We start from the raw sequence: 13798 nt of genomic DNA, 5'->3' as shown, positions 1-13798 counted from the left end.
ACTGATGAAAATCGCTATTGATGCAATGGGCGGCGACAATGCCCCGCAGTCTCTTTGTGAAGGAGCTTTAAAGGCTGCAAATACTTTCTCGGATATTGAGATAACGCTGATTGGTGATGAAGCCGAAATCAGCAAGTATCTATCAGAGCATGACCGAATCAAGGTCATCCATACAACTGAGGTCATCGAATCTGAAGATGAACCGGTCAGAGCGGTTCGCAGAAAGAAAAATGCTTCAATGGTTTTGATGGCCAATGAAGTGAAGGAAGGAAGAGCGGATGCGTGCATTTCTGCCGGCAACACAGGTGCCCTAATGACAGCGGGATTATTTATTGTCGGCAGAATTGACGGTATTGACCGTCCCGCACTTGCTCCAACTCTTCCAACTATGGACGGGAAAGGCTTTCTTTTCCTGGACGCGGGTGCAAACGTCGATGCGAAGCCGGAGCATTTGCTGCAATATGCCATTATGGGCTCGGTTTATGCAGAGAAAGTCCGCGGCGTAAAAAATCCTTCCGTCGGTCTTCTGAATGTCGGAACAGAAGACAAAAAAGGAAATGAATTGACGAAGCAGGCTTTTATCAAGCTGAAGGATTCCGGACTTCATTTTAAAGGCAATGTGGAAGCGAGAGACCTTCTTGAAGGTGCCGCTGACGTTGTCGTAACCGATGGTTTTACTGGAAACGTCACGTTAAAAACAATTGAAGGAACCGCTCTTTCTGTTTTCACCATGCTTAAGTCTGCTTTAACCAGTAACTTGCCGTCAAAGCTTGCAGCTGCGGTTCTTAAACCGAAATTGAAGGGGATCCGTTCACAAATGGATTACTCGGAATACGGCGGTGCTGCTCTATTTGGATTAAATGCTCCAGTAGTAAAGGCGCACGGATCTTCTGATGCAAATGCCGTTTATAACGCTGTCCGCCAGACAAGAGATATGATTTCAAATGATGTATCAGGGACGATCAGAGCCGCAATGGCCGGCCGTCAAAATCCTGAATAACCAACGGAGGGGAAGAGTATGTCTAAAATTGCATTCGTGTTTCCCGGGCAGGGATCTCAAACAGTGGGGATGGGGCAGGACTTCGCTGAACAAACCCCTGAAGGAAAAGAAATTTTTCAAAAAGCTGATGAAATATTGAAAGATCAGCTCAGCAAAATCATGCTTCAAGGTCCGCAAGAAGAATTAACTCTTACATATAATGCACAGCCTGCTCTTGTTACAGCAAGCATTGCTGCTTGGAAGCTTCTCGATAAAGAGGGGATTACCCCTGATTTCACAGCCGGGCACAGCCTTGGTGAGTATTCCGCTCTTGTAGCATCGGGTGTTCTTTCGTTTGAAGATGCTGTACTTGCTGTTCGGAAACGCGGGGAGTTTATGAATGAAGCCGTTCCTTCCGGACAGGGGGCTATGGCGGCAATCATGGGTATGGAAGCGGGACCTCTTGAAGAGATTACGCAGTCTGTCACGGATGAAGGGCACTCCGTTCAGCTCGCTAATTTAAATTGCCCAGGTCAAATTGTCATCTCCGGAACAGCTAAAGGAGTAGAGCTTGCTTCCGCGAAAGCAAAAGAAGCCGGAGCGAAAAGAGCGATTCCTCTTGAAGTAAGCGGGCCGTTTCATTCCCAATTAATGAAACCGGCAGCAGAGAAACTGAAAGACGTACTTGACGGCATGACACTATCAGACACAGCCGTTCCTGTAATCGCCAACGTAACCGCACAGCCGGAGACGGAAGGTAATCAGATTAAAGATCTATTAATTAGACAGCTGTATTCTCCCGTGCGCTGGGAAGAATCAATTAAAACATTGATTCAACAAGGGGCGGACACCTTTGTTGAAATTGGTCCCGGCAAAGTTCTTTCAGGCTTGATCAGAAAAATAGACCGGAGTGTAAAAACCCTGTCTGTATCCGATATGGATACGCTTCAGGCTGCAATTGAAGCACTTAAGGAGGAAGCATAATGCTAACGGGCAAAACAGCACTAGTAACAGGCGCCTCCCGGGGAATAGGCCGGGCAATCGCTTTGGATCTTGCAAAAAACGGAGCGAACGTAGCAGTCAATTTTGCGGGTAATGAAGCAAAAGCAAAGGAAACGGTAGAGGAAATTGCTGCTCTTGGCAGAGAAGCCATTGCTATTAAAGCGGATGTTTCCAGTGCGGATGCGGTAAAAGATATGATGAAAGAAGTTACAGACCGCTTCGGAACCCTCGATATCCTTGTTAATAACGCCGGTATCACAAGAGATAACCTGCTTATGAGAATGAAAGAGGATGAGTGGGACGATGTAGTGGACACCAATCTTAAAGGTGTATTTCTTTGCACAAAGGCTGTCACCAGACAAATGATGAAGCAAAGAAGCGGGCGCATCATTAACATTACGTCAGTGGTAGGGGAAACCGGCAATCCCGGGCAAGCCAATTACGTAGCGGCAAAAGCGGGTGTAATCGGTCTTACGAAAACATCGGCAAAAGAGCTCGCCGCCAGAAATATTACGGTGAATGCCGTAGCGCCAGGGTTTATATCCACGGATATGACTGAAAAACTTACCGATGAAATAAAAGAAGAAATGCTTAAGCAAATTCCTCTTGCGAAATTCGGAGAGGGACAGGATATCGCCGATTTAGTTACATTCCTTGCCAGTGGAAAAAGCGCTTATATTACCGGACAAACGTTTCATGTAAACGGCGGAATGTTCATGTAGAACATTTCTAAAATCAAACTGGTGTTTTTAGCTTGAATTGACTATAATACTTGAGGGGAGGTGAATGTAATGGCAGACGTTTTAGATCGTGTAACTAAGATCATCGTTGACCGCCTTGGAGTCGATGCTTCTGAAATTAAGATGGAGTCTTCTTTTAAAGATGACCTCGGAGCTGATTCCCTGGATGTAGTTGAGCTTGTAATGGAACTTGAAGATGAGTTCGATATGGAGATTTCTGATGAAGATGCAGAGAAAATCGCTACAGTGGGTGACGCTGTTAACTACATACAGAACCAGCAGTAAAGTATGTTGAAGTCCCGCTCACAGCAGCGGGGCTTTCTCCCTTTATTTAGGGAGGGAGCCGCCCAATTGTTTTGGTAATGATGGAGGTAGTTATGCAGAAGCATACGCATTATAAAGAGAGAAGAAATTTCGCGAAAAAAGCGGAAGAATTTAAACAGTTTCAGGAAAGCGTCGGACAGACGTTTACCAATGAAAAGCTGCTCTATCAAGCTTTCACCCATTCATCGTATGTGAATGAGCATCGAAAAAAACCTTATGAAGACAATGAACGACTGGAATTTTTAGGAGACGCCGTGCTGGAACTGACCGTTTCCCAATTTCTTTATAAAAAGTACCCAACCATGTCTGAGGGAGATTTGACGAAGCTTCGGGCAGCCATTGTATGTGAACCGTCTCTCGTTTCATTTGCAAATGACCTGTCATTCGGCAATCTTATCCTGCTTGGAAAAGGGGAAGAAATGACTGGTGGACGTGCAAGACCTGCCCTTCTAGCTGATGTTTTTGAGGCATTTATCGGAGCTCTTTATTTAGATAAAGGACTCGATCCTGTTGTTGTCTTTCTTGAAAAATATGTTTTTCCTAAGGTGAACGAAGGTGCTTTTTCTCATGTGATGGATTTTAAAAGCCAGCTGCAGGAGCTTGTGCAAAGAGACGGAAAAGGACCGTTGGAGTATAAAATACTTACCGAAAAAGGACCTGCCCACAACAGGGAATTTGAGGCGGTAGTTTCTCTTGATGGCGAAGTGCTGGGCACTGGCAATGGCCGCTCCAAAAAAGAAGCAGAACAGCATGCTGCTCAGGAAGCACTCTCCAAAATGCAAACGAAACCTTAAATGGGCTGACCCAGCTTGACAGACTCCGCCTGCCGGATAAGATAAGGCAGGAGGGGACCTGGTACTGGGCCGGCTTTTTTTTATGTTCGGATCATCGTTTAGAATGCTTTATTCCGCGGATTATACTGGCCGCTTTTGATGCGTTACTAATATTTTTAACTAAAGGATTGTGTTAAAATATGTTTGAATTTACTGATGGTAAGGAGGACCCAACATGTTCCTCAAACGATTGGACATAGCAGGATTCAAATCCTTTGCAGATCGGGCAAGTGTTGATTTTGTAAAAGGGGTTACAGCAGTCGTTGGACCGAACGGAAGCGGTAAAAGCAATATTACAGATGCGGTCCGCTGGGTTCTTGGTGAGCAATCCGCAAAATCACTCCGCGGCGGTAAAATGGAGGATATCATTTTTGCAGGAAGTGACTCAAGAAGAGGTCTCAATTTGGCAGAAGTTACACTAACCCTTGATAATGAAGATCATTTTTTGCCAATTGATTTTCATGAAGTAAGTATTACGAGGAAAGTATTCCGTTCCGGAGAAAGTGAATATTACATCAACAAGCAGTCCTGCCGCCTAAAAGATATTGTCGATTTATTTATGGATTCAGGACTGGGGAAAGAAGCCTTTTCGATTATAAGCCAAGGGAAGGTAGAAGAAATCCTGAGCAGCAAAGCAGAAGAGCGCCGAAGCATTTTTGAAGAAGCTGCCGGGGTACTGAAATACAAAACAAGAAAAAAGAAAGCCGAACATAAATTATCCGAAACACATGATAACCTGAATCGCGTCCAGGATATTCTTCACGAATTGGAAGGACAGGTAGAGCCTTTAAAAGTTCAGGCATCGATTGCGAAAGATTACTTGGAAAAAAAGGAGGAGCTCGAGCAGATTGAGGTTGCCTTAACGGTACATGATATTGAGGAGCTCCACCAGAAGTGGACAAGTTTGACCAAAACGGCTGAAAGCACCCGGGAAAAAGAAACCGAGCTTGCAGCTTCTGTCCAAAAACAGGAAATGGCCATCAGTGATTCCCGCAGCAGAGTTTCTGAGCTGGATGGGACACTTGACAGCCTTCAGCAAATTCTCCTTCAAACGAGCGAAGAGCTTGAAAAACTCGAGGGGAGAAAAGAAGTCTTAAAAGAGAGAAGAAAAAACGCACAGGCAAACCGCGGCCAGCTAGAACAGCTAATTGATGAGTTGAGCGGGAAAATTGAACTTCTCGCGAGGGACAGGGATTTGGAAGCGGAAAAAGTGGCTCTTCTTTCTGCGGAGATGAAAGAAGCAAAGCAGCTTGTAAAAGAAAAGCAAAGCCTTCTTGATGCTCAGAATGGTAATATCGAACATGATATTGAACGGCTAAAAAGCGAATACTTCGATATACTGAACCAGCAAACATCTGCAAAAAATGAAACATCCTACATAACAGAGCAGCTTAGACAGCAGTCTGTGAAAAATGAGAGACTTTCGGACGGCAACAGCAAGTATCTCCAGGAACGCCGCCTCTTATCTGAGGAAAAAGAAAAACTGCAAAAAGAATTTGCCGAGGCAGAGAAAGCCATGAATGAGCAAGTCACTGCTTTCCGGCGAGCACTTAATAGGCTTGAAACCGATCGTGATTCTTACAGCAAAAACGAATCTGCGCTGTATAAGGCCTACCAATACCTGCAGCAAATCCGCTCTCGCAAAGAAATGCTGGAAGCAATGCAGGAGGATTATTCCGGATTTTTCCAGGGAGTAAAAGAGATTTTGAAGTCAAGGGAACGATTCAGCGGCATTCATGGAGCGATCGCCGAGCTTTTAAAAACGGAAAAAGAATATGAAACGGCTATAGAAATAGCGCTTGGTGCCGCCTCGCAGCACATTGTGACAGAGGATGAAAAAGTAGCCAGGTCCGCTATAGCCTATCTTAAGCAAAACTCTTTCGGACGGGCTACATTCCTGCCGCTTTCAATCATGAAAAGCAGGAAAATCGGCACTTCAGACAAAATGAAGCTTTCCGAACATTCTTCTTTTATAGGAATTGCATCAGAACTTGCTGTATTCGATTCCCGGTATTCGGCAGTCATGGAAAACCTTCTTGGCGCTGTCATCGTAGCGAGGGATTTAAAAGGAGCTAATGAACTGTCAAAAATCCTTCAATTCAGGTACCGGATCGTTACGCTAGATGGAGACGTTGTCAATCCTGGCGGGTCGATGACAGGCGGGGCTGTAAAGCAAAAGACCGGATCTTTGCTGAGCCGGAACCGCGAGCTTGAAGCCATCGCTGTTCAGCTGAAGGAAATGGAAACCCAAACAGCCGAGCTGGAAGCCGATGTGAAAAAACGAAAATCCTCATTGCAGGAGCAAGAACAGCAAGTTGAGGAGCTGAGAAAAGCAGGAGATGCGCTCCGGATCAATTTGAATACGCTCCAAACGGCCGTAAAAGAAGCGGAATGGAAAGTGAAAAATGTAAATGACCATCTTTCTATCTACGATGCCGAAAAAGAATCATTCGACCACGAATGGCAAAAAAATGAAGCGCGTTTAACTGAACTTAATGCCTTAATCGAGAAGACGGCAGCTCAGCTTAAGCAAATGGATACAGAAATAAGCAAACTGTCATCATTGAAAAGCACGCAGCAGGAGTCCAGGGCCGGGCTTCAGCAGGAACTGACTGAACTGAAGATTATTCTGGCGGGCAAGCAGCAATCCTATGAAAACGTGTCAGAAAAAGCCGGCCGTTTAAAAGAAGAGCATGACGAGAACTTGAGAAGGCTGAAGGAAGCAGAGGAAGATCTGTCGCTTTTGACAACTGAAGTCAGCTCAAATACGAGCGGGGAGCAAACCCTTGCGAATGCTTCAACAGAGAAACTCAACGAAAAGAATAAAACGATCGAAATGATCGCTGAAAAAAAATCCGAGCGTACAAACCTGCAGCAAAGGCTCGAAAGCATGGAGCATGAGCTGAAGGAAAGCTCGCGCATTTATAAGCAGATTTCGGATTGGCTCAAAGATGAAGAATTGAAAATTACACGCCTTGATATCGAGCTTGATACGAAGCTGAACCATCTGCGCCAGGAATACCTGCTTACATTTGAACGTGCAAAAGAGAGATACGAGCTAACTCTTGAGCCTGAAGAAGCAAGAAGAAAAGTAAAACTCATCAAGCGCGGCATTGAAGAGCTCGGCACGGTAAATCTCGGTGCAATCGATGAGTATGAGCGGGTCTCAGAGCGCTATCAATTTCTCCATGATCAGCGGGAAGACCTCCTTGAAGCTAAGAATACGCTTCACCAGGTTATTGATGAAATGGATGGGGAGATGAAACGAAGGTTTTCCACAACCTTCGAGCAGATCCGATCCCATTTCGAGTCTGTCTTCCAAGCATTGTTTGGAGGGGGAAGGGCTGAGCTTAGGCTGTCGGACCCTGAAGATTTATTGAATACTGGTGTGGATATTGTGGCCCAGCCTCCGGGGAAAAAACTGCAGCATCTCAGCCTGCTTTCAGGCGGAGAGCGAGCGCTCACTGCGATCGCGCTTTTATTCTCCATCCTAAAAGTTAGACCAGTGCCTTTCTGTATTCTTGATGAGGTGGAAGCAGCCCTTGATGAAGCAAATGTATACCGGTTTGCCCAGTACTTGAAACAATTCAGCGAACAGACTCAATTCATTGTCATAACCCATCGTAAAGGAACGATGGAGGAATGTGATGTGCTGTATGGAGTTACGATGCAGGAGTCAGGAGTATCCAAGCTCGTATCAGTCCGATTGGAAGACTCCAAAGAATTTGCCACAACAAAGTGAAGGGGAGAAAACCAATGAGCTTTTTTAAAAAATTAAAAGAAAGCATAACGAAGCAGTCTGATTCCGTTTCAAATAAATTTAAAGATGGCCTGACGAAAACAAGGTCCAATTTTTCCTCAAGAGTAAATGAACTGGTTTCACGCTTTAGAAAAGTAGATGAGGAATTCTTTGAAGAACTTGAGGAAATTCTGATCAGTGCTGACGTAGGCGTCACAACCGTCATGGATTTAATTGAAGAGCTTAAGACTGAAGTCAAGCTCCGCAACATTCAGGATCCTCTCGAGGTTCGTGACGTCATTTCTGAAAAGCTTGTTGAAATATATGATGATGGAAAAGAATCCTCTACCGCGCTGAATATAAAAGAAAACCAGCTGAATGTTATTTTAGTTGTAGGCGTTAACGGAGTAGGGAAAACAACGACAATCGGAAAGCTCGCCAATAAATTCAAAAGTGAAGGAAAATCCGTCGTCCTTGCAGCTGGAGATACGTTCCGTGCCGGAGCGATCGAGCAGCTTGAAGTGTGGGGACAGCGAACAGGAACTGCAGTCATCAAGCAATCAGCAGGATCTGATCCCGCAGCAGTCATGTTTGATGCCGTACAGGCGGCCAAAGCGAGAAAAGCGGATGTTCTGATTTGTGATACAGCTGGAAGGCTGCAAAACAAAGTGAACTTAATGAGCGAGCTCGAAAAAGTAAAACGCGTAATTGAACGTGAAATTCCAGGCGCCCCTCACGAGGTCCTGCTCGTCCTTGATGCTACAACCGGACAAAACGCCATGAGCCAGGCCAAGCAATTTTCACAATCCACCAACGTAACCGGAATTGTCCTGACCAAGCTCGATGGAACCGCAAAAGGAGGTATCGTCCTCGCCATCCGCAACGAACTGGACATTCCCGTCAAGTTCGTAGGTCTGGGAGAAAAAATAGACGACCTCCAGGAATTCAACGCACAGCAATATGTATATGGTCTGTTCGCGGATTTGGTAGAGGAAGCTTAACTATGTAAAGAAAGCCTGGCTGCCAGGCTTTCTTTTTTAATTAGACGGGTAAACTGATTAAATTTAGGGTAGCAAATGTGAAAAATAAGAAAGAGGATCAGTTTTTTCACGATATGTTGTCTGCAAGGAGGAGAATTACATTCGTCTGGGGGTCAATGACGGCTGTTTTTAAATAATCGCTGACTTATTGAAGGGAATTTCTTACATTTAGCGGATAATTGCTGACATCAAGCAGTTAATTGCTGACTTTTGCTTATTAATTGCTGACTATTGGAAGATAATTGCTGAGTTATAAAAAAGTATATTGAGCGGAATAATGGGCCTCCCACGATCAGGGCATAATCAAGCGGCTTATCGAACTTGGTTTCTGTGTCCAGCTCCGGCGGCTAGCCGTTCGGCTGCTTCGCCAGCCCTGTCAAAGTCAAAGAGCGACTTTGTCAGTTCCGGCTCCACCGTCTCTCACGGCTGGGCAAGCCGCCTCCGCTTTTCTTTTCGTCAAGATAAAAACTTGACATGGTGTCTTAATCTCGGTAAACTGTAATTGTTGTAAAGGCATTTCACTTAACAAAAGGGGAGAGAGCCGTGATTTTAGAAAAAACGACGCGGATGAATTACCTCTTTGATTTTTATCAGTCACTGCTTACATCGAAGCAGAAGAGCTATATGTCTCTTTATTATCTCGATGATTATTCCCTCGGTGAAATTGCCGAAGAATACAGCGTCAGCAGACAAGCCGTTTATGATAACATTAAACGGACGGAAGCGATGCTTGAGCAATACGAAGAAAAGCTGCTGCTGCTTCATAAGTTTCAGAAGCGCAATGCAATTATGAAACAGCTTAAGGAACTTGCGTCTGAAACGGAACGCGAAGGACAGCTGCTGGATCTTTTTGAAGCGCTGGATAATTTGGAATAAGGAGGCGGTATAGATGGCTTTCGAAGGATTGGCCGACCGGCTTCAGCAGACCATAACGAAGATTCGCGGCAAAGGAAAAGTTTCCGAGGCCGATGTAAAAGAAATGATGCGGGAAGTCCGACTTGCTCTGCTTGAAGCGGATGTTAATTTCAAGGTCGTTAAAGACTTTGTCAAACGCGTAAGCGAGCGGGCTGTAGGCCAGGAGGTCATGCAGAGTCTTACTCCCGGACAGCAGGTTATTAAAGTCGTTAAGGAAGAATTAACGGCATTGATGGGCGGAGAGCAAAGCAAAATTGCTGTTGCGAAAAAACCTCCGACTGTCATTATGATGGTCGGTCTGCAAGGGGCAGGTAAGACAACGACGACGGGGAAACTTGCTAATCTTCTTAGAAAGAAGCATAACCGCAAACCGCTTTTGGTCGCTGCAGATATATACCGTCCGGCTGCAATTAAACAGCTGGAAACCCTTGGTAAACAGCTGAATATGGATGTTTTTTCACTTGGAGATCAGATTAGTCCTGTTGAAATTGCCAAGCAGGCAATCGCTCATGCGAGGCAGGAACACCATGATTACGTGCTGATTGATACAGCCGGCCGTCTTCATGTTGACGAAAATCTGATGGACGAACTGACTCAGGTAAAAGAACTGGCAAATCCCGATGAAATTTTCCTTGTGGTTGATGCCATGACCGGACAGGATGCTGTCAATGTTGCCCAAAGCTTTAACGAGCGCCTCGGACTTACCGGAGTTGTGCTAACGAAGCTTGACGGCGATACGCGCGGCGGTGCTGCCCTGTCTATTCGTGCGGTAACCGAAACACCTATTAAATATGTGGGTCTCGGTGAAAAGCTCGATGCGATTGAGGCGTTTCACCCTGAACGGATGGCTTCGAGGATCCTTGGAATGGGGGATGTTCTCACCCTGATTGAAAAGGCTCAGGCCAATGTTGATGAAGACAAGGCGAAAGAGCTTGAACAGAAAATGAGAACAGCGAGCTTTACGTTTGATGATTTTCTTGAACAGCTTGGGCAGGTCCGCAGCATGGGACCGCTTGATGAACTTCTTGGAATGATTCCTGGTGCCGGAAAGATGAAGGGACTTAAGAACGTTCAGGTCGATGAAAAGCAAATCGGTCATGTTGAGGCGATTATCAAGTCCATGACAAAAGAAGAGAAGCAGCATCCGGAGGTCATCAATGCCGGACGCAGAAAGCGGATTGCGAAGGGAAGCGGCACGTCGGTTCCTGAAGTAAACCGCCTGCTTAAGCAATTTGAAGACATGAAAAAGATGATGAAACAGATGACAAGCATGTCAAAAGGCAAGAGAAAAGGCGGCATGAAGTTTCCATTCATGTAAATTTTAGGTCTGTTAAGAAAAAACACTTTACAAACCAATGCAACATTGATAATATACTATCTTGTGAACTATTTTCGGAGGTGCTTTAATAATGGCAGTAAAAATTCGTTTGAAACGCATGGGAGCAAAAAAATCTCCTTTTTATCGTATCGTAGTAGCAGATTCCCGTTCTCCTCGTGATGGACGTTTCATTGAAACAGTTGGAACTTACAATCCTGTAGCTCAGCCTGCAGAAGTGAAAATTGATGAAGCTTTGGCTCTTCAATGGATGCAAAACGGTGCAAAACCATCTGACACAGTTCGTAACCTGTTCTCAGCACAAGGAATCATGGAAAAATTCCATAATTCTAAATTGAACAAGTAAGATGAATCAGATGATCGGGTTAATCGAAACAATTGTTAAGCCGCTTGTGGATGATCCGGCTGCGGTTTCGGTTGAAGAGGAAGTTCAGAGCAAGGTCATTGTGTACCGGCTCACCGTCAGCCGAGATGATGTCGGAAAAGTCATTGGCAAGCAGGGAAGAATTGCAAGAGCCGTTCGTTCCGTTGTGTATGCAGCGGGGACAAGATCCTCTAAACGAATTCAGCTTGAAATAAACGATTAACTTGAAAAAGGCGGGGGATTAACCCCGTCTTTTTTTATGCTCTAAGCTTTTTGTCCGCTCTTTCTTCTTACATACGAAAAATGATAAAATGGAGAGAGTGTGTTTGAAGGGTGGATGGCGTGTGAAGATCATGCAAACGGTATCGGTTATGCAGGTTTTGACAGAGAACAGCAGAAATAAATTGCAGGACGGGTTTAATTCAAACCGGGAGCAGCTGCTGAGAGAGTGCGATCAGCTTTATTTTCAGCTGAAAAAACTCGAGAAAACGAACATAAGCAATGAAATGCGCCAGCAATATAAGAAAGAAATCGAAAAGCGCAAGGATAAAATAAAGATGGTCGACTTTCAAATTGATCAGCTGAATACCCTGCCGCTCGGCAGCGAGCTGAAAGAAAAAGAAGTACAGGCAATTGTCGAGCTTGAAGTGGGTAATTCCTGGACAAGCTCTATCACTGAAAGAAGCATCATTATTACAGATGGAATCATTACTGAAATACGCTGAGGTGACATAATGGAAGGTAAATGGTTTAATGTTGGAAAGATTGTGAATACCCATGGAATCCGCGGAGAAGTGAGAGTCATTTCTGTCACAGATTTTGCAGATGAGCGCTACCAGCCGGGGAAAAAGATTTTTATTTTCGGCGAACAGACGACGATCCCTAAAGAAGTTGAAATCGAAAGTTACCGCAAGCATAAAAACTTTGACTTGCTGACCTTTAAAGGACATCCGAACATAAATGATGTAGAAGGCTATAAAGGAATGGTAATCAAGATTCCGGAGTCTGAACTTTCAGAGCTGGATGAAAATGAATTCTATTTCCATGAAATCATCGATTGCATCGTATTCACGGATGATGGGAAAGAGATTGGAAAAGTAAAAGAAATTCTAACCCCTGGCGCTAATGATGTTTGGGTTATAAAAAGACCCCGTAAAAAAGATTTGCTGATTCCATATATTAAACAAGTCGTTAAAGAGATTAACCCTTCGGAAAAGAAAATTATCATCACTCCGATGGAAGGTTTGATTGATGATGAGGATTGATTTTCTGTCTATTTTTCCTGAAATGTTTGAAGGGGTGCTCCATCACTCCATCATGAAAAAAGCACAGGAAAAAGAAGCAGTAAAATTTAATGTGATTAATTTCAGGGATTATGCAGACAACAAACATCAAACGGTGGATGATTATCCATACGGCGGCGGTGCCGGAATGGTTCTGAAGCCGCAGCCGATTTTCGACGCGGTGCAGGCAATTAAAGATACGTCGGCTGCCGAGCCGAGGGTTATACTTGTCTGTCCGCAGGGAGAGCGGTTTAATCAGCAGAAAGCAGAAGAATTGGCTGAAGCGGAACACCTTGTCTTTATTTGCGGGCACTACGAGGGATATGATGAGCGGATCCGTCAGCATCTTGTAACAGATGAAATTTCAATCGGCGATTTTGTCCTTACAGGAGGAGAGCTTCCGTCCATGACGATTGCTGACAGTGTTGTCCGTTTGCTGCCGGGAGTACTTGGCAATGAAGATTCCCCTGTCCTTGATTCATTCAGCTCAGGCCTGCTTGAACATCCCCATTACACCCGTCCGGCGGATTTTAGAGGAATGAGAGTGCCGGATACTCTCATATCAGGCAATCATAAGCTGATTGATGAGTGGCGCGAACAGGAATCCTTGAAGCGGACCTTCGAACGGAGACCGGATTTGCTTGAAACCTATGAACTGTCTGAGAAGCAGCAGAAATATATAGAAAAGCTTAAAAAACGCTGAAATTCCAGTTGCAAAAGAAAGATAGAATATGATAAGATATCTTTTGTGGTTTGCAGAGATCTTTGATTTTCTGTGAATCTTATTAAGATGTTCCGCTGCAATGCATAAGATTGGAATGAGCATCTGTTGGAAGGAGTTGAATACGATGCAAAAACTAATTGAAGAAATCACAAAAGAACAGCTTAAAACTGATCTTCCGGCGTTCCGTCCTGGTGACACTGTTCGTGTACACGTTAAGGTTGTTGAGGGAACACGTGAACGTATCCAGCTTTTTGAAGGTGTTGTGATTAAGCGTCGTGGTGGTGGAATCAGCGAAACATTCACAGTCCGTAAAGTTTCTTACGGTGTTGGTGTTGAGCGTACATTCCCTGTACACACGCCTAAAATCGCTAATCTTGAAATCGTTCGCCGCGGTAAAGTACGCCGTGCTAAGCTTTACTACTTGCGTGAATTGCGTGGTAAGAAAGCCCGTATTAAAGAAATCCGATAAATTAGAGAAAGAGCTTGTTAAAGCAACAAGCTCTTTTTTTATGAGATAAT

Annotated in this window: 15 protein-coding genes; all 15 read left to right on the top strand. The window is 44.6% G+C overall.

The window, feature by feature from the left end; all coding sequences use genetic code 11:
• Positions 1 to 4 precede the first annotated feature (4 nt).
• The 15 genes from plsX to rplS all read left to right on the top strand — a co-directional run bounded on the left by plsX (position 5) and on the right by rplS (position 13748).
• Entirely contained in the window at positions 5 to 1000 is a 996-nt protein-coding gene (plsX, locus tag AS29_RS19020) for a phosphate acyltransferase PlsX (RefSeq protein WP_035412779.1), read from the top strand.
• A gap of 18 nt (positions 1001 to 1018) precedes the next feature.
• Positions 1019 to 1963: an ACP S-malonyltransferase gene (fabD, locus tag AS29_RS19015; RefSeq protein WP_035412776.1), complete on the top strand. Its 945-nt coding sequence runs from the start codon at positions 1019 to 1021 to the stop codon at positions 1961 to 1963.
• The gene (gene fabG, locus AS29_RS19010) at positions 1963 to 2703 is read left to right on the top strand and encodes a 3-oxoacyl-[acyl-carrier-protein] reductase (protein WP_035412773.1); all 741 of its coding nucleotides are present in this window, start codon (positions 1963 to 1965) and stop codon (positions 2701 to 2703) included. The genes fabD and fabG overlap by 1 nt, the downstream gene beginning before the upstream one ends.
• 69 nt (positions 2704 to 2772) lie before the next feature.
• Entirely contained in the window at positions 2773 to 3006 is a 234-nt protein-coding gene (acpP, locus tag AS29_RS19005) for an acyl carrier protein (RefSeq protein ID WP_035412770.1), read from the top strand.
• Positions 3007 to 3098: 92 nt separating this feature from the next.
• Positions 3099 to 3839, top strand: coding sequence for a ribonuclease III (gene rnc / locus AS29_RS19000; RefSeq protein WP_035412767.1), 741 nt, complete (start codon positions 3099 to 3101; stop codon positions 3837 to 3839).
• 214 nt (positions 3840 to 4053) lie between these two features.
• Positions 4054 to 7620, top strand: a complete 3567-nt coding sequence (gene smc / locus AS29_RS18995) for a chromosome segregation protein SMC (RefSeq protein ID WP_035412764.1) — start codon at positions 4054 to 4056, stop codon at positions 7618 to 7620.
• Between the two features lie 14 nt (positions 7621 to 7634).
• On the top strand, positions 7635 to 8618 hold the full coding sequence (gene ftsY / locus AS29_RS18990) for a signal recognition particle-docking protein FtsY (protein WP_035412761.1): 984 nt from the start codon (positions 7635 to 7637) through the stop codon (positions 8616 to 8618).
• A gap of 582 nt (positions 8619 to 9200) precedes the next feature.
• On the top strand, positions 9201 to 9533 hold the full coding sequence (locus AS29_RS18985) for a putative DNA-binding protein (protein ID WP_035411995.1): 333 nt from the start codon (positions 9201 to 9203) through the stop codon (positions 9531 to 9533).
• 13 nt (positions 9534 to 9546) lie between these two features.
• Complete coding sequence (ffh, locus tag AS29_RS18980) at positions 9547 to 10890, top strand: signal recognition particle protein (protein WP_035411992.1); 1344 nt, start codon at positions 9547 to 9549, stop codon at positions 10888 to 10890.
• A 91-nt stretch (positions 10891 to 10981) separates the two neighbouring features.
• Positions 10982 to 11254 carry a 30S ribosomal protein S16 gene (rpsP, locus tag AS29_RS18975; RefSeq protein ID WP_035411990.1) on the top strand — a complete coding sequence of 91 codons (273 nt, stop codon included), beginning with the start codon at positions 10982 to 10984 and terminating at the stop codon, positions 11252 to 11254.
• A gap of 10 nt (positions 11255 to 11264) precedes the next feature.
• Positions 11265 to 11495, top strand: a complete 231-nt coding sequence (locus AS29_RS18970; protein ID WP_035411988.1) for a KH domain-containing protein — start codon at positions 11265 to 11267, stop codon at positions 11493 to 11495.
• A gap of 121 nt (positions 11496 to 11616) precedes the next feature.
• The gene (locus AS29_RS18965) at positions 11617 to 11997 is read left to right on the top strand and encodes a YlqD family protein (protein WP_035412107.1); all 381 of its coding nucleotides are present in this window, start codon (positions 11617 to 11619) and stop codon (positions 11995 to 11997) included.
• Between the two features lie 9 nt (positions 11998 to 12006).
• The gene (gene rimM / locus AS29_RS18960) at positions 12007 to 12537 is read left to right on the top strand and encodes a ribosome maturation factor RimM (protein ID WP_035411984.1); all 531 of its coding nucleotides are present in this window, start codon (positions 12007 to 12009) and stop codon (positions 12535 to 12537) included.
• Positions 12527 to 13258 (top strand): tRNA (guanosine(37)-N1)-methyltransferase TrmD, encoded by a 732-nt coding sequence (gene trmD / locus AS29_RS18955; RefSeq protein WP_035412104.1) that lies wholly within the window; start codon positions 12527 to 12529, stop codon positions 13256 to 13258. Before rimM ends, trmD begins: the two co-directional genes overlap by 11 nt.
• A gap of 145 nt (positions 13259 to 13403) precedes the next feature.
• A complete protein-coding gene (gene rplS / locus AS29_RS18950) occupies positions 13404 to 13748 on the top strand; it encodes a 50S ribosomal protein L19 (RefSeq protein WP_035411981.1) in 345 nt (114 codons plus the stop codon).
• Positions 13749 to 13798: the final 50 nt, after the last annotated feature.

This window comes from Bacillus sp. SJS (genome assembly GCF_000732485.2).
Taxonomy (GTDB): Bacteria; Bacillota; Bacilli; order Bacillales; family Bacillaceae; genus Metabacillus_B; species Metabacillus_B sediminis.
The sequence above is the reverse complement of the archived record's forward strand: the minus strand, read 5'-3'. Positions and strand labels throughout refer to the sequence as shown.

Excerpts from the sequence above, each read along its gene's own strand:
- trmD (WP_035412104.1), top strand. The coding sequence starts at position 12,527 with ATGAGGATTGATTTTCTGTCTATTTTTCCTGAAATGTTTGAAGGGGTG.
- rnc (WP_035412767.1), top strand. The coding sequence starts at position 3,099 with ATGCAGAAGCATACGCATTATAAAGAGAGAAGAAATTTCGCGAAAAAA.
- fabD (WP_035412776.1), top strand. The coding sequence starts at position 1,019 with ATGTCTAAAATTGCATTCGTGTTTCCCGGGCAGGGATCTCAAACAGTG.
- acpP (WP_035412770.1), top strand. The coding sequence starts at position 2,773 with ATGGCAGACGTTTTAGATCGTGTAACTAAGATCATCGTTGACCGCCTT.
- ftsY (WP_035412761.1), top strand. The coding sequence starts at position 7,635 with ATGAGCTTTTTTAAAAAATTAAAAGAAAGCATAACGAAGCAGTCTGAT.
- ffh (WP_035411992.1), top strand. The coding sequence starts at position 9,547 with ATGGCTTTCGAAGGATTGGCCGACCGGCTTCAGCAGACCATAACGAAG.
- rplS (WP_035411981.1), top strand. The coding sequence starts at position 13,404 with ATGCAAAAACTAATTGAAGAAATCACAAAAGAACAGCTTAAAACTGAT.
- smc (WP_035412764.1), top strand. The coding sequence starts at position 4,054 with ATGTTCCTCAAACGATTGGACATAGCAGGATTCAAATCCTTTGCAGAT.
- fabG (WP_035412773.1), top strand. The coding sequence starts at position 1,963 with ATGCTAACGGGCAAAACAGCACTAGTAACAGGCGCCTCCCGGGGAATA.
- rpsP (WP_035411990.1), top strand. The coding sequence starts at position 10,982 with ATGGCAGTAAAAATTCGTTTGAAACGCATGGGAGCAAAAAAATCTCCT.
- plsX (WP_035412779.1), top strand. The coding sequence starts at position 5 with ATGAAAATCGCTATTGATGCAATGGGCGGCGACAATGCCCCGCAGTCT.
- rimM (WP_035411984.1), top strand. The coding sequence starts at position 12,007 with ATGGAAGGTAAATGGTTTAATGTTGGAAAGATTGTGAATACCCATGGA.
- AS29_RS18970 (WP_035411988.1), top strand. The coding sequence starts at position 11,265 with ATGATCGGGTTAATCGAAACAATTGTTAAGCCGCTTGTGGATGATCCG.